Genomic DNA, 17,896 nt, shown 5'->3' on the forward strand with positions numbered 1-17,896 from the left:
CTCCCGGCGCCCCGAAGGCTCCCGGTGCCCCGGGCGCCCCGAAGCCCCCTGCCGCCCCCGGCACCCCCGGCAAGTAGCTATCCCCTTTCGCCGACCTCCTCTTCAACGGCGAACGCAGACCCCCGGCCTCTCTCTGCCGGGGGTCTTGTCGTATCGGGCGCCGTGGAAGCGGGGGCGTGCGTGCGGCGGCAGCGTGGTTGCAGGGACGCGGGACGGAGCCGGATGGGGTCTTCCAAGAGGGCCTATGGCGTGCGTTTCCCCGCGTGCGGCCGGGAATCTGGTACGTCTGGTATGAGGCCGGGGCGCAAAATAGGCCCCTTGGTATAATGCACTTGGAGCGGCCTTTCCGTATAGTACGGGGCGTGCTGCACGGTATGCGCCGCGCGGGCGCGGAGGTTGAACCCCCTGAATAGACCTCCCGCGCCTCGTTCGCCCTTCTTGGGCTTCGCGGAACGCATGCCGTGCAGTCTCTTTTTCCCGGAGGGCAGCCGGTTGGACATCGCCTTATATTTGCGGGCATCTCGTCGCGGTGGGCGACGATGTGCGTTACAATTGCAAGCTAGCAAGGTATTGGAGGGGAACGTCCGTGCACGGTTTCTGCACGTATCGCATTGCGGTCGGCACGCCGTTTCCGCCTCCACCCGGCGCCCTGTGCCGCAGTGCTCGTAAGAAGGAGACGGAACCAAGATGAAAGTCACGCAGAAGAAACTCGACGACGGCCGCCTGCTGATCGACGCCGTTGCCTCGACGGCCGAGGTGAGCAACGCGCTCAACAACGCGCACCTCGCGTTCGCCCAGCAGATGGGCATGCGCCCCGAGAAGGACAAGACGGTGGCCCAGGCAGCCGAGGAGCGCATGGGCATCAAGGACTTGGACTCGGTCGTCATGAACCAGGCGGTCGAGGCCCTCGTGCCGTTCGCCATCGACAAGGTCGGCGTCATCCCCGCGTTCCCGCCGCAGCCCGAGCCCAAGACGGCGCTCAAGCGCGGCCAGACGTTCCAGTTCGGCCTGCACCTCACGCCGAAGCCGGACTACGAGCTGACGTCCTACGAGCCGGTCTCCATCACCATCCAGGAGGTGTCGATCGACGAGCGCCAGGTGGACGAGCAGATCAACCAGGTTGCCGAGCGCTACGCCGAGTTCGTGGCCGACGACCCGCACCCCGTGCGCAAGGGCGACAGCTGCCTTTTGGCCATGGAGTCCTACGAGAACGGCGAGAAGCTGCCCGGCCTGACCACCGACGCGCGCACGTACTCCGCCGGCGCCGGCCTCATGCCCGACGGCTTCGACGAGAACATCATCGGCATGGACGTGGGCGAGACGAAGACCTTCACGTTCGAGGGCCCCGGCATCGACGACGAGGGCAACGAGATCGTCGAGACCATCGAGTGCACCGTCACGGTCAAGGAGATCCAGAAGAAGGTCGCCCCCGTCATCGACGACGCCTGGGTGGCGAAGTTCATGCCCATGTACAAGGACGTGGCCGCCATGCGCGACGACATCCGCCGCGGCCTGAACCGCCAGCTGTCGGGCGAGTACGAGAACTACAAGCGCAACATGGCCGCCGGCGAGCTGGCGAAGCGCTTCAAGGGCAGCATCGCCGACGAGGTGTACGAGTCCATGTCCCGCAACCTCATGAACAACATGCGCGCCGAGGTGGAGCAGCAGAACATGACGTGGGACCAGTTCGTCGAGCAGCAGGGCGGCGAGCAGCAGTTCAACATGATGATGATGATGCAGACGCGCCAGATGCTCGTGCAGGGCTACGCGCTGGACGCCCTGTTCCGCCACGAGGGCCTGGTGGTGAGCGACGAGGACGTGCAGGAGGCCTGCGCTGCCATGAACCCGCAGAACCCCCAGGGCGTGCGTCGCCAGATGGAGGAGTCGGGCCGCGGCTTCGCGCTGCGCGAGGCGGCCGAGCGCATCAAGGCGAACAAGTGGCTCCTCGAGCACGCGGACATCACCGTGAAGGACCCGAACGAGACCCCCGCGGCCGAGTAGCGGCAGGGCAGCATCGTTTATGAGGGAGGAACCGGCTCTTGGGCCGGTTCCTTTGCTTTTCGCGCGCGCTTTCTCGTCCGGCTGGGGATGGATGCATGTGCCGGGATGACTCCCCTCGCGCGCCTTGGGCTGGGCGAAGAGGGGGCGGGCGTAGGGCGGCTAGTTGGCGAAAGTGCTTAGAGCAGGATGCAGCTGGTGTAGGAGATGGCGCCTGGGCCGTGGTAGTAGGGTAGGCCGGCCGTCTCGCATGCTTCGGAGACCATCAGGCCCGCCGCCTCCATCGAGACGAGCGCGCGATCGGGGTGGCGGCAGGGCGCGTCGGGACAGCTGCATGTGGTGCAGAGCGTGCATGCGCCGGCAGACAGGGGCAGGGGACGAGGGATGCCTGATCCCAGCCCCTGTCTGCCGGTGTTGAAGCCATCGAGGGCATCTTGTGCAAGCACCGCGAACCGCTCCTTGTGCACCCGTTCCGCCGCCATCATTCCCTCGACATCGAACTCGTCCTCCAGCTGCCCGACCGTTTGCACGACGAGTGCGACGGAGCGGCTTGCCAAGGCTGCCGAGAAATCGTCCAGGGTTCCGCACGCGGGCGGGCACGTCCAGTTCCGTCCATAGGATTGGCAGCGGTTCTCCGCACACAGGGAGCGTACTGCGGGGTTCACGGACAGGCTTGTTGCAGGAGTGCATCCGTAGTGGGTGAACCCCCGGTTGCGGGTCCGCGCCGCCAGCTCGCAGACGAAGGCGCCCCTGCGGGCGTCCATTTCACCTGTGCAGCCTGCATCGCGGCAGGCGCATACTGCGCACATCATGGCTCGAAGCCCATCGCGTCGAGATAGAGGCCGGCGAACGTTGGGCTCGTGGAGAGCTCGACGTGCGAGCAGGAGGCGGCGACGCTCTCCAGGGCTGCTCGCCCTTCCGGGAAGAGCGCCGCCGCTGCCCCCTTCCCCGCCGCGTTTCCCAGCAGGTCGACCTTGTGCTCGAGGGCGGCGGGCAAAAGGCCGATGCGGGCCGCGCTCGCCGCGCTGAGGTGCACTCCGAACCCGCCTGCCAACGCGATGCGGCGCACGTCGTCGTAGGAGACGTGCATCTCGTCCATCAGCGTGTCGATGCCCGCCCTTATGGCCGCCTTGGCCAGCTGCACGCCGCGCACGTCGCCTTGGGTGAGATACACGCGCTTTTCGGCGTCGAGGTAGCATACCCGCTGTTCCTGTTCTGTGCCCAGGCGCCACGCGAGGCGCGGGCCGACCTCCCCGGCTTCGAGCAGGCGCCCGGTCTCGTCGACGATGCCCAGCTCGAGCAGGCAGGCGACAGCGTCTAAGAGCCCCGATCCGCAGATGCCTACCGGTTCGGCGCCTCCCACGGTTGCGATAGCGAGTCCGTCGCCTTCGAGCGCGACGGCGCTTACGGCACCGCTCAGGGCCGGCATGCCCAGCGTTATACCGGCACCCTCGAACGCGGGCCCGGCCGCCGTGGCGCAGCATACGATGCGCTCGCTGTTGCCGAGCGCCATCTCGCCGTTCGTGCCGACGTCAAGGTACAGCTGGAGTGCAGGGGAGGCTGCCATGTCCGAGATGTGGAGGCCGGCCGTCACGTCGCCGCCTACGTATCCCGCCACGGCGGGCGCCAGGTATGCGCGCACAGGGGGCTCGTCGCAGTCGTGCGGCTGCCACAGATTGCACTCGTTCCCGAAGAGCGCGAAGGGCGCGAAGGGGAAGGTGTCTATCGGCTTTGGGTCGAGGCCGGCGGCGAAGTGCTCCATGACCGTGTTGCCTGCCACGGCCACGCGTTCGAGATCCTGCCAGCCGACGCTTTGCCCCGCACTGAGCCCGAGGGCGGCGAGCGCGTCGTCGAGCCCGCCGCGCAGGGAGGAGCAAAGAGCCTCCAACCCCTCCGCCGCCGAGGCGGCCGCGATGCGCGCTACCACATCGCCTCCGAACGCCACCTGGGGGTTCACCTTGCCTACGCTGGCCACAATGAGCCGGGAGTCAAGATCCACCAGGTGCAGCGCCAGCGTGGTGGTGCCCACGTCTACGGCGAGCCCGAGACGGCGATCGCTCTCACCCTGTGTCGCCGGCCCCGAAGCGGTCGTCGCCTCGCTTCCGGCTACCGGCAAGGTTCCCAGATCGTCGGGCAGGACCTCCATGCCGGCCGCCACGTTCGTCCGGCAGGCGAGGCGATAGCTCGTGCCCGCCTTATCGCGCACGAGCACGCGGCATTTCCCGCAGGTGCCGATGCCGCCGCATGGGGCGAGCAGTGCCTCGCCGCCTTCGCGCAGGGCCTCGAGCAGGGTCTGTCCCGCCTCCGCTTCGATGAGTCTGATGTCACCGTCCTGACCGTGCACGATCACGTCCATATGATCCCCCCATTCCTTCTTGGGAGGTGCATGGTAGCGCATAGGGGCGGGCATCGGGAGCTCGCAAACCCAAGATAAGCACTGTCGTATGGCCCCTAAGGTCAACTTCGGGTACCGGGCCTGATGCACGGCCCGGGGCCGAACGGCCGAACGGCCGAAATAAGCAATCTCGCCCCATGCCCTTTTCGCCGCGTCTTCCTAGACTGAGGCGATCGACTGTCTACTACGAGAGGAAGAGGGGCTTTCATGACAACGACCGAGGAAATAGCCAGTGCGGTGATGCGTGGCAAGAGAAAGGAGGTGGGTCCGCTGGTGCAGCGGGCGCTCGACGAGGGGGTGGCGGCCCAGGCCATCCTCGACGAGGGGCTCATCGCCCCCATGGGCGTCATCGGCGATCGCTTCAGCGCTGGCGAAGCGTTCGTGCCTGAGATGCTGGTGGCCGCCCGTGCCATGTCCGCGGGTACCGAGGTGCTCAAGCCGCATCTTGCCGAGGCGGGGGCTGAGCCCTTGGGTAAGGCTGTCATCGGCACGGTGAAGGGCGACATGCACGACATCGGCAAGAACCTCGTGCGCATGATGATAGAGGGCAAGGGTTTCGAGGTGACGGATCTGGGCGTAGACGTGGCGCCGGAGGCGTTCGTGAGCTTTCTGCAGGAGCACGACGACGTCGACATCGTGTGCTGCTCGGCGCTGCTCACCACCACGATGCCCGAGATCGGAGCGACTATCAGGGCTATCGAGGAGGCGGGTTTGCGTGACAAGGTGAAGGTCATGTCGGCGGCGCCCCGGTGACGCAGGCGTATGCCGACGAGGTGGGCGCCGATGCGTACACGCCCGACGCGGGCGCGGCCGCCGTCAAGGCCGCCGAGCTGGTGGGCGCGTAAAAGATGGGCGGCGTGCCCGGAAGGAGGGGAAGTATCCCATGGATATGAGGAAGTGGCTCTCCGGCATCATTGCGACGGAGAGGAAGAAGGCGTTGCCGGTGCTCTCGTTTCCGGCCGTGCAGCTGATGGGCATCTCGGTGCGCGACCTCATCGGGTCGTCGGACTGCCAGGCTGAGGCCATGCGCCTTGTTGCGCAGAGGTATCCGACAGCGGCCGCGGTGTCGTTCATGGATCTGTCCGTGGAGGCGGAGGCGTTCGGAGCGGAGACGGTCGTAAGCGATGACGAGGTTCCCACGGTGGTGGGCGCGCTCGTCGACGAGGACACCGACCCCAGCGGCATCGTGGTGCCCGCGGTGGGTGTAGGGCGCACGGGATTGTACGTGGAGGCCATAGCCAAGGTGGCTCCCTTGATCGACGACCGCCCGGTGCTCGCCGGTGCCATAGGCCCGTTCTCGCTGGCAGGGCGGCTCATGGACGTGTCCGAGGTCATGGTGATGTGCTACGAGGAACCCGAGCTCGTGCATGCCGTGCTCGAGAAGGCCGCCGAGTTCGTGGCCGCCTACGCGGACGCCTTCCGCGCGGCGGGCGCCGACGGCGTGGTTTTGGCCGAGCCGCTTGCGGGCCTGCTGTCGCCCGATCTCGCCGAGGAGTTCTCCTCGGCCTACGTGCGCCGCATCGTGAAAGAGGTGCAAACCGATTCGTTCGCCGTGGTCTACCACAACTGCGGCGGCGGGGTCCCCAAGATGATGGACTCCATCGTGGACACCGGCGCCGCCGCCTTCCACTTCGGCAACGCCATCTCCATGGCCGACGTGATGCCGCTCGTTCCCGCCGACCGTGTGGCCATGGGCAACGTAGCCCCCGCCGAGCAGTTGCGCAACGGCACGCCGGACTCCGTGCGCGCGGCGACGCTCGAAGTGCTGGAGGCATGCGCGGGCTATCCCAACTTCGTGATCTCCACCGGGTGCGACGTGCCGCCGATGGCACCTCTGGAGAACATCGACGCGTTCTTTGCTGCCGTTGACGAGTTCTACGCACGGTAGGGCGGGACGGCGGGGCTTCGAGGAGGATTTCCTTGCAGGTAACCGGAAGATGCGGCTTTTCAAACGAGGAGGACACATGAAACCCAGAGAGAACATGATGGCGATATTCAACCGGGAGCAACCGGACTACTACGGCGACTTCATGGCGGCGCTCGACTTCGCGCCGGACCCCGTCTTCGCGGCGGATAGCGTGCCCGACGACGGTTTGGAGCATCGGGACAGCTGGGGCACGGTATGCGTGAAGCTGCCCGGCTCTCCCGGCAAGCACCCCCATGTCACGCCGGAGAACGCCGTGGTGAAAGACGTCACGGCATGGCGCGAGCAGCTGAAGGTGCCCGCGCTCGAGGGGCTCGACTGGAGCGCGGCGAGGGAATTCGCCGCCGGTGCGGACCGCAGCGAGCGGTTCGTGGGGCTCTTCTCGGCACAGGGGCTGTTCGAGCGCTCCCATTTCCTCATGGGCATGGAGGACGCGTTCTGCGCCTATCTGGAGGAGCCCGAGGAAATGGCGGACATGCTGCGCGAGATAGCCGACTACAAGATTGCCGTCCTACGCGAGGCGGCGCGCCAGTTCCAGCCCGACGTGGTGTTCTTCCAGGACGACTGGGGATCGAAGCAGAACCTGTTCCTGCCGCCCACCGTGTGGCGCGAGCTGATCAAGCCTCTGCATGCCGAGATCGTGGCGACGGCGCATGAGTGCGGCATGCTGTTCGTGCACCACGCCGACTGCATCTGCGAACCCATAGTGGAGGACATGGTAGAGATAGGCATCGACATCTGGCAGGGGGCCATACCGCAGAACGACCTCCCCGCCATTCAGGAGAGGACGGGAGGCGAGCTGGCCATCATCGGCGGCATCGACGCCCCGGCGGTGGATATCGAGCACATCGGCGAGGAGGAGATCAGGGCGGAGGTGCGCCGCGCCATCGACGCGTACTGCCCGGCAGGGCGCTTCTACCCTTCCATCCCGAGCGGCAAGTGCTTCCGCGCATGGAACGATGCCGTCGTGAACGACGAGCTGGAGAAGTACGGCAGGCGATGGGCGCGGGAGCACCCGATTTTGGAGGCGGGGCAGCGGCCCTCGTAGCGCTGCGCAAGTTTGGCAGGAGGAAAGCGACGGCCGCCGTCCCAGGGGGGGACGGCGGCCGTCGCACGTTCGGGTTCCCGGCATGCGGAATGCCCGGCAGGGAGCCGCGATGCTCCTACATGAACACGATCGTGAGGTCCTTGCGGGCCGGTTCCTGGCCCTTGTCGAGGTAGGCCTTGCCGCCGCCGAGCTGCGTTCCCTGGGCGTCGTAGGCCAGGCACACGCCCATGCAGGGCTTCACGTGCTCTTGGCCGTCCTTGGCCTTCTCGGGCGCCAGGACGTAGCGGCCGGCCTTCTCGTCGGCGAGGAACTGCTCCTCGAGGTCGCTTCTCGCGGCATCGTAGCCGATAAGGGCGTGCTCCTCGACGAACGCGCGGAACTTCTCCTCGCCCCTGATGGTCAGGTTGATCTCCATGATGTCCCTCCTTACGTGAGGCCCCCTTGCCGCCGGGGCAAGGGGGCCGGCGATCGGTTGCGGTTACTTTCCTGCGGGAGTGTAGAGCGCCCAGCGGGTTTTGCCGTCCATCTTCCGCACGAGCTCCTCCACCTCGCCGTGGTACAGGCACCATGCCTGGCAGGCCTGCACGCAGGCGGGCATCTTGCCTGCGGCGGTACGCTCCGCGCACAGGTCGCACGCCTTCGTGAGGGTGGGGTTGTACACCCACTCATACGGCGTGTCGGCGTCGATGGGCGTCTCGTAGCGGTAGGGTCCCACCTCGGCGAGCTTGATGCCGAACTCGCCGGCCGCGAGGCCGCGGGCGTTGCGGCAGGCCACCTCGCAGGAGTGGCAGCCCGTGCAGTACTCGTAGTTGACCAGTATGCCTTCCATGCGAGCCTCCTAGCTCATAACCGTGACGACGGGCTCTTCGACCGGCTGGTAGGGCTTGCCGGGCTCGTAGGGCGCGAAGTTGCCTTTCTCGGCGATGACCTCGTGCGGGAGCACGTCGCCTTCCTGCACGGGGTAGATCTTGCAGAGCATGCTCTTGATGGCGGACCCGATGCCGCCCTGTCCCGTGCGGAACGCCTCGGTCATATTGTTGAGGTTCGAGTCGTACGTGCCGTAGAAGTTGGGCTCGGCGCCGTCCTGCTCGGGGAACCACCAGCCGTGCTCGGCATGCACACGGCCGGGCATGACCTCAATGGTCTCCTTCACCTTCTGCTTGAAACGGGCGCCGCGGCTGTTCTCGACCCAGATCCACGCGCCGTCGCGCACGCCGAAGCGCTTGCAGTCCTCCGGGCTCACCATGATGAGCGGGTCGGGGTGGAACTCGCGCATGGTGGGCAGCTGGCGGTGCTCCGAATGGAAGAACTCGAAGGAGCGCCCGCCGCCGGAGAGGATGAGCGGGAACTCCTCGAAGGTCTTGGGCGTGGAGAGCGGGCTCTCGGGCGGCTCGATGTGGTAGGGCAGCGGGTCGACGCCCCAGTGGTCGTAGCCGAACGACCACAGCTCGATGCGCCCGGTAGGCGTGTTGAAGCCCGGCTGGCCGTCGGGGCGCAGCATGCCCTTCTCGTACTTATGGTACGTGGCGTCCCAGTCCCAGTACGCCGTGCCGTTGCAGCTGTTCTCGCTCGGGTTCTGCACCGTGTCCTCCCAGGTGCGGTCGTACTCGGTGCCGCCGGGCGCCAGCTGGTCGGTGAGGTACCAGGTGCACCATTCCTTGTCGTCGGCCCACGGCCAGTGCTCGGGTTTGATGCGCTTTCCCAGTTCGAGGCAGATCTGCTCGTCTGACTTCGCCTCGTAGTAGTCGGTCACCTTCACCATGGTGCGCACGGGCGTCCACCAGGTGCGGCAGGAATTGCGCTCGCAGCTCATGGCCACGGGCAGCACGATGTCGGCAACCGCTTGGGCCGTGGGCGTCATGAACGGGTCCGCCACCACGATGAACGGCACCTTCATGAGGGCTGCGCGCGTGCGGGCCGGGTCCATGGAGGCGCAGGCCAGCGCGTTGGAGCTCTGGATCCAGAACATCTGGATGGGGTAGGGCTCGCCCGTCTCGATGGCTGCCAGGATGGCGTCGGTGTCGGCGCACGAAACGATGTTTGACTCGTTGATGCCCGAGGTGGCGGGTATGAGCTTCTTGGCGTACACCTCCGGATCGATGTACTCGTCGCCCAGGCCGTAGCGCTTCTCGATGAGGAAGGCGCAGCGGTACAGCGCGTTGCCGCCCGGGTTGTCGATGTTGCCGGTGATGGCCATGAGGTCGGCCACGGCCTCGGTCACGCCGAGCGCGGCGATCTGCTGCTCGAAGGCGAGGCCCCACTGGCAGGCGCAGCTCGACGACGTGGCGATGAGGCGGGCGGCGCCGCGCAGCGCTTCGGCGTCCACCTCGCAGATGGGCGCGGCCCACTCGGGCGTCTTGTCGGCCACGCGCTCGGCGAGCGCCTCGAAGCCGTAGCACCAGCGGTCCACGAAGTCATGGTCGTAGAGGTCTTCCTCGATGACCACGTTGAGCAGCGCCATGGCCGCCACGGCGTCGGTGCCGGGCCGCACGGGCAGCCAGTACGCCGCGCGGGCCCCCCACCAGGTGAGGCGCGGATCGACGGAGACGATCTTCGAGCCCATCTGCACGCACTGCACGAGCCAATGGCCCAAAAAGCCGTCGGCGTTGGACTTGATGGGCTCGTTGCCCCACACCAGGACGACGCCGGGCGCCTGCCAATCGGGGTTCGCGTAGCGGTCGGGGTGGGCCTGCGAGGCATCCACGATGATCATGTCGCCGTACTTCGCCGACGTGCCGATCATGCGCGGCAGATAGCAGGCGAAGCCGGTGAACCCGAATGTGGAGACGTTCGGCGTCTCCATGCAGGCCGACGCGAAGTAGGGGACCTGCCAGCCGATGTTGCGGCCGGTGCCGTGCACGACCACGATGGATTCGGACCCGTGCTCCTCCTTGATGGCGAGCACGCGCTCGGTGATCTCGTCGTAGGCCTCGTCCCAGCTGATGCGCTCCCACCGGTCCTGACCGCGCTCGCCAAAGCGGCGCAGGGGGTACTTCAGGCGGTCGGGGTGGTTCACCGCCTCGGGAAGGTCGAGGCAGCGCATGCACAGCTTGCCGTTGGCCACGGCGTTCAGCGGGTCGCCCTCCACGCGCTCCAGCTTGCCGTCCTTCGTGTACAGCAGCACGCCGCAGCCCATGTGGCAGCCCGGCGGCGACCAGTGCGTCGTGCGGGTGACGGTGTAGCCGTCCTCCTGCCACTGCCATTCCCCTTCGTGGTAGGCCTTGCGGTCGAGCTTTTCCAGAAACTCTCGGTAGTCGGCCATGGTGCTCCTTTCTCGTCCCATGCGGCCCGCGGCCTCGCGGGCTTGTCGCATACCCGAGATTCTAGGGAGGACGCTCGCGGGCGGCATGCCGTCGGGCTTCCTATTTCGACGCGGCGGGCCGCGGCGCCGTGGGGCGTGGCGCCTGATTTCGCCAAGCCCCGTGCCGGGCACGCGGGAGCGCGGAAGAGAGTGCACGCGGAAGGTGCGGTGGCAGCGGGACGCCATGCGAAGGCGCGCCTTATCTTCGGCGCGAGCCTAATACCCCATGCCTTATCTTCGCGGGTGCGGGGCTTGGGTGGTTTATGCTGGGCACGACGGCGGGGAGCGGCGGAGAGGGCGCCATTATGAGCGGTTTGCGGAGGATTGCGAGGTCATGATATAATGTGCGGACGCCTTCGGGCGCCCGCCAGGCCCGAAGGCGCGAGGGGTCGGGCGGTAGTTCGGCGATGACTTTCAGGGGGTTGAAATCGTTGAAGCTGGATCACGGTACGGAATTTGTGCGCGAGCTCATGGGCGACGAGGGCAAGGACCAGTGGCTGCTCGTCAATCCGCGCATGCTCATCGGATTGGTGGGAACCGTCGCCTGCTACGGGTGGGCGTTCCTCATGCTGGGCACGTCGGCCTTCGTCCCCTCCGCCGCCGCTGCGGGGGCGGCGGGCGGGCCGCATCTCTGCTTCGTGCTGGGCGCCATGGCGGCGTTGGCCATCACTGGGCCCTCTCGGACTTCTTCTCGCGCCGCAGGCGGGTGCAGTACGCCCTGGCGCTCGTCTGCACGGCGGCCGGGGCGGCGGGATTGTGGCTTGCGCTGTCCGGCTTGTGGACGCTTTTCTCGTCCGTGCTGCTGGGAGCTGGCTTCGGCCTGGTCTACGGCCTGTACGGGGAGTTCGTGTGCCTGAACTTCCACGTGTCCATCAAGACCTACGTCCTGGGCATCTTCTGCTGCGCGCTCGCGGCGTGCGCGGGTCTGCTGTTTGCGGGCGCCGAGATGGGATTCTTCTTCGCGCTCGTGTTCCCGGTGGTGGCGTTCGCGGCCTACGCCTGCGTGTTCGCATTCTTCCATCTGGGCCGACAGCCGGTGGTGGACCGAAGGACGTCGGACGCGCGCAACCGCGTGGCGTGGAGATCGTACCTGGCCACGGCAACGGCGGGCATGGCTGCCGGGTTCGGGTTGGGCTGCCTGCTGTCAACCGAGTCCGTGCATTCATGGGCCTATGCGATCGCCGAGGTGCTCGTGGTGGGCACGTGCGCGTTCCTCCTGGTCGATGCCTGTCGGAAGAACCGTGTGAACGAGACGATCACCATGCGGTTCTTCCTCCCGTTCGCCGCGGTGGTGGCGTTCCCGCTCATGTTCGCGCCCCCGGCGCTCAAGTTCGTGTTCGCCGTCCTGCTGCTCTGCGGGTCGCTGTTCCCCATCACCTGCTCGCTGTCGGCCATGTGCAAGCACGTGGCGCTGTGCGACCTGTCGCCCATCAGGGCGTTCTCGTTCGGTCGCCTCATCTGCCTCGCAGGGGTCGCGGTGGGCATGGCGCTGGCGTTCTTCGGGTTCTCCTCTGAGGGGATGGGCGGTTTCACCTACGAGACGACCTCTGCTGCCGTCGTGGTGGTGTTCATGATGCTGGTGATATTCTCGGCGTCGTTCGTCATGACCGAGGACAACTACCCGGACGAGACGCGCATCAGGCGCGGTGCGGATGGCGCGACGGACGAGGGCGCCGGCTCCACCACGACCGGCGGCGCGCCGATCCGCCGCCTCGAGGCGGCGGGCGAAGACGGTGCCGAGCCTGCGACAGGCGAGGGCGCGGTGGCTCGCCCGGGCATCTTCCATATAAAGTGCGAGATCGTCGCCCGCACCTACGGCCTGTCGAATCGCCAGCGCGAGGTGCTGGGCATGCTGGCGAAGGGCAGGAACGCCGACTACATCACCGAGAAACTCATCATATCGTCGCACACCGCGAAGGCCCATATCTACAACATCTACCAGAAGACGGGCGTCCACTCGCGCCAGGAGCTCATGGACCTGGTGGAGGACACCGACGTGGCGGCCGCCGGGGACATGCTGCAGGACATCCTGGACGACCGGGCCTGATCGCGGTCGCCGCCCCGCCCACGGCCCTAATCCTCCAGACCTTACTCTGCGGTTTAGCGTCTCCCACCTCATGAAACGCACGGCGCTTTTTCCTATCGTTCGCATCGAGGGCCGAAGCGCGGCGCACGTCGCGCCAAGCCCGAGACGAGAGAGGAGAGAGGGCCTATGCTGTTCGACTACGGGGAGTTCCTCAAGGGCATCGACCGCGAAGCCTACCACGAGGGCGAGTGGCAGTGGGAGGAGGACGGCTACACCGTCACGCGTACCTACACGTACTCGGCGCCCGGCTGCCACGATTCGTGCGGCGTGCTCATGTACACGAAGGACGGCAAGCTGGAGCGCGTGGAGGGCGACCCGCTCGACCCGTGCGCCAACGGGCGTCTGTGCATGCGCTGCCTGAACCTGGCCGAGGGCGTGAACTACGCCGACCGCCCCAAGTACCCGCTGCGGCGCGCGGGCGAGCGCGGCGAGAACAAGTGGGAGCGCATCACCTGGGAGGAGGCGCTCGACGAGATTGCCGACTGGATACACGAGAACCTCGACGAGGCGGGCTTCGGCCGCGAGTCGATCTTCGTGAACCATGGCACGGGGCGCAACATCTCGTCCTGGGTGCCGTTTCTGGGCGGGGCGTGCCTCGGCACGCCGAACATCGGCGCCATCGGCTTCTCGGGGTACTCGTGCTACCTGCCGCGCACGTGCGGCACGGCCGCCGGCATCGGCGATTTCCCCATTGTGGACGCCTCCGAGGGCCATGCCGACCGTTACGCGAACCCCGAATGGGAGCGTCCCGACGTCGTGGTGGTGTGGGGCTGCGAGCCGCTGCGCTCGAACGCGGACGGTTACCTGGGCCATTGGCTGAACGTGTGCATGCAGATGGGCACGGAGTTCATCTCCATCGACCCGCAGCTCACCTGGTGGGGAGCCCGCGCGGCGTACTGGCTGCCGCTGTGCCCGGCCACCGACCTGGCGCTCGCGCTCGCGTGGCTCAACGTGATCACGGCCGAGGACCTGATCGACCACGAGTTCGTTGACTGCTGGTGCGCCTACTACGACGAGCTCAAAGAGCATGTGGCGCAGTTCACGCCCGACTGGGCCGCCGAGATCTGCCAGGTGCCGGCGGAGGACATAGCCGCAGCCGCGCGCTTCTACGCGGGCGCCGAGCGCGGCGCCATCCAGTGGGGCCTCGCCTTCGACACGCAGGTCGATTCCATCCAGCTGTGCCAGACGGTGTCGAACCTCATGAGCGTGTGCGGCAACATCGACAAACCGGGCACGAACATCCTCGTGCGCAACGGCTTCGAGATCAATCCCGGCTACGCCACGGCCCAGCTCTACTGCGATCCCGACACGTTCGCGAAGAAGCTCACGGTGGACCTTGTGCATCCCGGATGCGTGCAGTTCATCGGCATGGCCGACTGCGACGCCGTGAACCGTGCGTTCGAGACGGGCGAGCCGTACCCCATCAAGATGTTCTGGTCGCAGGGCTCCAACGGCATCGCCTGCTCGGCCACGGCGGCGCCGCGCGTGCACAAGATGCTGCAGAACGTGGAGTTCTGCGTGGTGGCCGACCCGTACCTGACGCCCACGGCGGTGGCCTACGCCGACATCTTCCTGCCGCTCAAGACCACGGCCGAGCGCGACTCGATGCGCGTGTGGTGGACGCCGCTGCGCGCCATGAAGGCCGTGAGCGAATGGTACGAGGCGAAGTCCGACGAGGAGCTCATCGTGGCCCTGGGCAACAAGCTCAACCCGGAGCTGTTCCAGAAGCGCTGGCCCACGCTCGAGGCGCTGCTGCAGGACTACCTGGATGTGGGCTTCAACCTCTACGATCCCGAGACCGGCAAGAGCTACAAGAGCGCCGGCCGCTCGAAGGCGGGCATGGTGGAAGTGGAGGACGTGCACACCGACTTCTGGAAGAAGCACCATGCCGACGGCGAATGCTCGTTCGACGCGCTCGTGCGCAAGGGCGGCTACGAGTACGACGACTTCTGCGCCACGTACCGCAAGTACGAGAAGGGCCTGCTGCGCGCCGACGGCCTGCCCGGCTTCGCGACGCCCACCGGGCGCATCGAGCTCGTGCCGTACGCCACGTTCGGCGCCTGGGGCATCCCTCCCTTGGCCGAGCACGTGGAGTCGCTTTCGGCCAAGCGGTGGCTCACCGACCCCGAGTTCAAGAAAGAGTACCCGTTCATCTGCATCAACGGCTCGCGCTCCTACGAGTTCTTCCATTCGGAGAACCGCCAGCAGGCAACCATGCGCGAGTTCCATCCGATGCCGCTCGTAAAGGTGTCGCCGCAGACGGCCGAGGAGTACGGCCTGGCCGAGGGCGAGTGGATATGGATCGAGAACACCGAGGGGCGCTGCCGCCAGAAGGTGACCATCGACCCGACGCTCAACCCGCGCTACATCCATGCCGAGCACGGCTGGTGGTTCCCCGAGCAGGAGCCGGCGTTCCCGCACCTGTACGGAGCGTTCGAGTGCAACATCAACAACCTCACCGCCTCCTACGAGACGGGCCACGGCGGTATCGGCAACCCGCTCAAGAGCATCGTCTGCAAGATATACAAGTGCACCGACGACGTGGACGAGCCAACGCCTGGCGAGGTGGTCACGAAGCTGGGCGGGTTCCGCAGCGACTACGTGGCGGGGCAGCCGTTCGCGTGGACGACCGACAACACGACGCGCGAGGGAGGGAGATTCTAGTGAAGGGCATTCTGGTCAACTACGAGTTCTGCACGGGCTGCCACTCCTGCGAGGTGGCTTGCAAGAAGCACCTTGGCCTGCCGGCGGGGGAGTTCGGCATCAAGCTCACCGAGACGGGGCCGTTCGAGTATTCGGGCGCCGAGGGCAACAAGGACCGCTGGGAGTGGACATGGCTCCCCGTGCTCACGAAGGCGTGCGATATGTGCGCCGAGCGCACGGACGCGGGCAAGCTGCCCATGTGCGTGCAGCACTGCCAGGCGTGGTGTATGTACTACGGCGAGGTGGAGGAGCTGGCGCGCAAGATCGACGGTACGTCGCGCTGCGCGCTGCTCACGCGCTGAGCCCCTCGAAGGCCGTGCCCGTGCCGGGTGCGCGGGCACGGCGGGTACGGGAAGGGGGTGATGCGCGGGGGTCTTCGGTGTTCTACTCGTAATCTGCAAGGGAAAGGTAACTGAAATGGTAGAAGAAAAGAAGGGGTTCCATCGCGCTTGGCTCGTCTTCATTGGCGTGTGCATGATGATGGCCGGCGGCATGGGTTTGGTGCTCAACGTCATGGGCAACTTCTTCGTGCCGATGGCGCTGCAGTTCGGCCTGGTCACGCCCGAGGGCAAGCCCGATGTGACTCAGGTGACGCTGCTCATGACCGTATACTCCTACGTCATGCTCGTGTGGCTGCCGTTCGCCGGCCGCCTGTTCGACAGGGTGGACGCGCGGGTGCTGTTCGGCGCCGGCGGCGTGTGCGTCGTGGCGGCCGTGGCGCTGCTGGGCGTGTGGGGCGAGGTGTGGCAGATCTACATCTCGGGCGTGCTGCTCGGCCTTGCCGGCCCGATCATCTTCCTCGTGGGGCCGTCGGTGCTGATCAACAACTGGTTCGCTCCGAAGCAGGCCGGCAAGTTCCTCGGCATAGCCTCGGCCTTCACCGGCGTGGGCACGTTCGTATGGTCGCCGCTGTTCGCCGGGCTCATCAAGTCGATGGGCTACCAGTCCGCGTTCTTCGTGGAGGCGGGCATCTCCGCCGTGCTGATCCTGGTGCCTGCCGTGCTCTTCTTCCGCACGCGGCCCGAGGACGTGGGGCTCGCGCAGTACGGCATCGAGAAGGAGACGGCAGCAGGCCAGGAGCCGGCGAAGAAGAGCGGCGTCTCCGGCAAGTTCGCCCTCGGCACCGTCGCGTTCTACTGCATCTTCGTGACTGCCTGCCTCATCTCGCTTGGCGGCGGCTACAAGTCCATGATGCCCACGGCCGTGCAGTCCGTCGGCGGCACCGAGCTCGCGCTTCTGGGCGCGTCCATGATATCGGCAGCTGCGGTGGGCAACATCCTCGGAAAGATCACCTTGGGCACGCTCTCCGACAAGATCGGCATCATGAACTCCATGGTGGCCTTCGCCGTGGTGAGCATGGCGGGCTTCGCGCTCATGGTGTTCATGATGGGCGACAACCAGGTGCCCATGCTCATCGCCGGCTTCTGCATCGGCACGGGCGACGCCATGATGTCGGTAGGGCTCCCGCTGCTCACGCGCCACTGCTACGGCGACCGCGACTACGCGAAGATCTATTCCTACCTGAACATGGGCATCGCCGTGCTGGGCGGCTTGGGCGCGACGTTCGTGGCGCTCGTGGCCTCCTTGGCAGGCGGGTTCCAGGCCGCCTACGGCTGCGGCATCGGCTTCGAGATCGTCATCGCGGCGGTGATCGTGGTAGCTGCGACCACGGCTAAGAAGTTCCGCGGCAAGTGGACCGAGGAGGGCGAGCCCGAGAAGAGCCGCTCGTAGCGGTTTTCCCGGCAAAGGAGAGGTGGTAGCTCATGACGGCGGCGAGACCACGGTTTCACTACGCATGGCTGATACTGATAGGGTGCTGCTTCATGCAGGCGGGCGGCTTGGGCGCGGTGCTGGACGCCGCGGGGGTGTTCTTCGTGCCGGTGTGCGAGGACCTGGGTTTCTCGCGCTCGGAGCTCTCGATGTACCTGACGTTCTACTTCATCGCCACGGTGTTCGCCATGCCCGTAGTGGGGAAGTGGATCACGAAGTACAACGTGAACCGCGTGCTGAGCGTGTCGTTCGCGTTGGTCGTTGCCGCGGTGGCGGCCATGGGGCTCTATTCCGAGCCCTGGCAGTGGTGGATATCGGGCATCGTGTTCGGCCTGGCGGGCAGCTTCATCTTCGTCGTGCCCACGCCCATTCTCATCGGCAATTGGTTCCAGTCGCACAAGGGCCTGGCGCTGGGCGTGGCCATGTCGTTCTCCGGCATTGGCGGCGCCGTCCTCGGGCCGGTGTTCACCCTGCTGATCCAAGGGCTCGGATGGCGCGAGGCCTACTTCGTGGCGGCCGTCGTCATGGCGCTCCTCGTGCTGCCGTGGACGCTGTTCGTGTTCAAGCTGCGTCCCGAGGACGTGGGGATGAAGCCGTACGGCTGGACCGGGCAGGACGAGCGGGACGGCCGGGCCGGGCGGCAACGCGCGGGCGGGCACCCGGGGCTTCCC

The 17,896-nt window shown here is 66.7% G+C and carries 14 protein-coding genes; 9 read left to right on the forward strand and 5 right to left on the reverse strand.

What is annotated here, in order from left to right; translation table 11 throughout:
- Nucleotides 1–687: 687 nt before the first annotated feature.
- Complete coding sequence (gene tig, locus GPA_RS15800) at nucleotides 688–2,001, forward strand: trigger factor (protein WP_015540479.1); 1,314 nt, start codon at nucleotides 688–690, stop codon at nucleotides 1,999–2,001.
- A gap of 176 nt (nucleotides 2,002–2,177) precedes the next feature.
- Here tig and GPA_RS17635 read toward each other — a convergent pair whose 3' ends face one another.
- Together GPA_RS17635 and GPA_RS15810 are read right to left on the reverse strand one after the other, a co-directional pair.
- Nucleotides 2,178–2,810: a DUF2284 domain-containing protein gene (locus tag GPA_RS17635; RefSeq protein ID WP_231847679.1), complete on the reverse strand. Its 633-nt coding sequence runs from the start codon at nucleotides 2,808–2,810 to the stop codon at nucleotides 2,178–2,180.
- Nucleotides 2,807–4,354 carry an ASKHA domain-containing protein gene (locus GPA_RS15810; RefSeq protein ID WP_015540481.1) on the reverse strand — a complete coding sequence of 516 codons (1,548 nt, stop codon included), beginning with the start codon at nucleotides 4,352–4,354 and terminating at the stop codon, nucleotides 2,807–2,809. Before GPA_RS15810 ends, GPA_RS17635 begins: the two co-directional genes overlap by 4 nt.
- A gap of 246 nt (nucleotides 4,355–4,600) precedes the next feature.
- On the opposite strand from GPA_RS15810, the gene GPA_RS15815 reads away from it, so the two are divergent.
- The 3 genes from GPA_RS15815 to GPA_RS15825 all read left to right on the forward strand — a co-directional run bounded on the left by GPA_RS15815 (nucleotide 4,601) and on the right by GPA_RS15825 (nucleotide 7,365).
- The gene (locus tag GPA_RS15815; protein WP_197533115.1) at nucleotides 4,601–5,146 is read left to right on the forward strand and encodes a cobalamin-dependent protein; all 546 of its coding nucleotides are present in this window, start codon (nucleotides 4,601–4,603) and stop codon (nucleotides 5,144–5,146) included.
- 130 nt (nucleotides 5,147–5,276) lie between these two features.
- Nucleotides 5,277–6,281 (forward strand): uroporphyrinogen decarboxylase family protein, encoded by a 1,005-nt coding sequence (locus tag GPA_RS15820; RefSeq protein WP_015540483.1) that lies wholly within the window; start codon nucleotides 5,277–5,279, stop codon nucleotides 6,279–6,281.
- Between the two features lie 76 nt (nucleotides 6,282–6,357).
- Nucleotides 6,358–7,365 (forward strand): uroporphyrinogen decarboxylase family protein, encoded by a 1,008-nt coding sequence (locus GPA_RS15825; RefSeq protein WP_041239803.1) that lies wholly within the window; start codon nucleotides 6,358–6,360, stop codon nucleotides 7,363–7,365.
- A gap of 115 nt (nucleotides 7,366–7,480) precedes the next feature.
- Here the strand turns inward: GPA_RS15825 and GPA_RS15830 are convergent, their stop codons facing one another.
- The 3 genes from GPA_RS15830 to GPA_RS15840 all read right to left on the reverse strand — a co-directional run bounded on the left by GPA_RS15830 (nucleotide 7,481) and on the right by GPA_RS15840 (nucleotide 10,627).
- On the reverse strand, nucleotides 7,481–7,780 hold the full coding sequence (locus GPA_RS15830) for a hypothetical protein (protein WP_015540485.1): 300 nt from the start codon (nucleotides 7,778–7,780) through the stop codon (nucleotides 7,481–7,483).
- Between the two features lie 63 nt (nucleotides 7,781–7,843).
- Nucleotides 7,844–8,194 (reverse strand): 4Fe-4S dicluster domain-containing protein, encoded by a 351-nt coding sequence (locus tag GPA_RS15835; RefSeq protein WP_015540486.1) that lies wholly within the window; start codon nucleotides 8,192–8,194, stop codon nucleotides 7,844–7,846.
- Nucleotides 8,195–8,203: 9 nt separating this feature from the next.
- The gene (locus tag GPA_RS15840) at nucleotides 8,204–10,627 is read right to left on the reverse strand and encodes a molybdopterin-dependent oxidoreductase (RefSeq protein WP_015540487.1); all 2,424 of its coding nucleotides are present in this window, start codon (nucleotides 10,625–10,627) and stop codon (nucleotides 8,204–8,206) included.
- A gap of 745 nt (nucleotides 10,628–11,372) precedes the next feature.
- Between GPA_RS15840 and GPA_RS15845 the strand changes: the two genes are divergently transcribed.
- The 5 genes from GPA_RS15845 to GPA_RS15865 form a co-directional block, all read left to right on the forward strand.
- Nucleotides 11,373–12,713: a response regulator transcription factor gene (locus GPA_RS15845; protein WP_041239804.1), complete on the forward strand. Its 1,341-nt coding sequence runs from the start codon at nucleotides 11,373–11,375 to the stop codon at nucleotides 12,711–12,713.
- Between the two features lie 165 nt (nucleotides 12,714–12,878).
- Nucleotides 12,879–15,416 (forward strand): molybdopterin-dependent oxidoreductase, encoded by a 2,538-nt coding sequence (locus GPA_RS15850; protein ID WP_015540489.1) that lies wholly within the window; start codon nucleotides 12,879–12,881, stop codon nucleotides 15,414–15,416.
- The gene (locus GPA_RS15855; protein WP_114568837.1) at nucleotides 15,416–15,757 is read left to right on the forward strand and encodes a 4Fe-4S dicluster domain-containing protein; all 342 of its coding nucleotides are present in this window, start codon (nucleotides 15,416–15,418) and stop codon (nucleotides 15,755–15,757) included. Before GPA_RS15850 ends, GPA_RS15855 begins: the two co-directional genes overlap by 1 nt.
- 115 nt (nucleotides 15,758–15,872) lie before the next feature.
- Nucleotides 15,873–17,186 (forward strand): MFS transporter, encoded by a 1,314-nt coding sequence (locus tag GPA_RS15860; RefSeq protein ID WP_015540490.1) that lies wholly within the window; start codon nucleotides 15,873–15,875, stop codon nucleotides 17,184–17,186.
- Nucleotides 17,187–17,218: 32 nt separating this feature from the next.
- On the forward strand, nucleotides 17,219–17,896 hold a 678-nt coding region (locus tag GPA_RS15865; protein ID WP_041239805.1), incomplete at its 3' end, for an MFS transporter.

The organism is Gordonibacter pamelaeae 7-10-1-b, from assembly GCF_000210055.1.
Classification (GTDB): domain Bacteria; phylum Actinomycetota; class Coriobacteriia; order Coriobacteriales; family Eggerthellaceae; genus Gordonibacter; species Gordonibacter pamelaeae.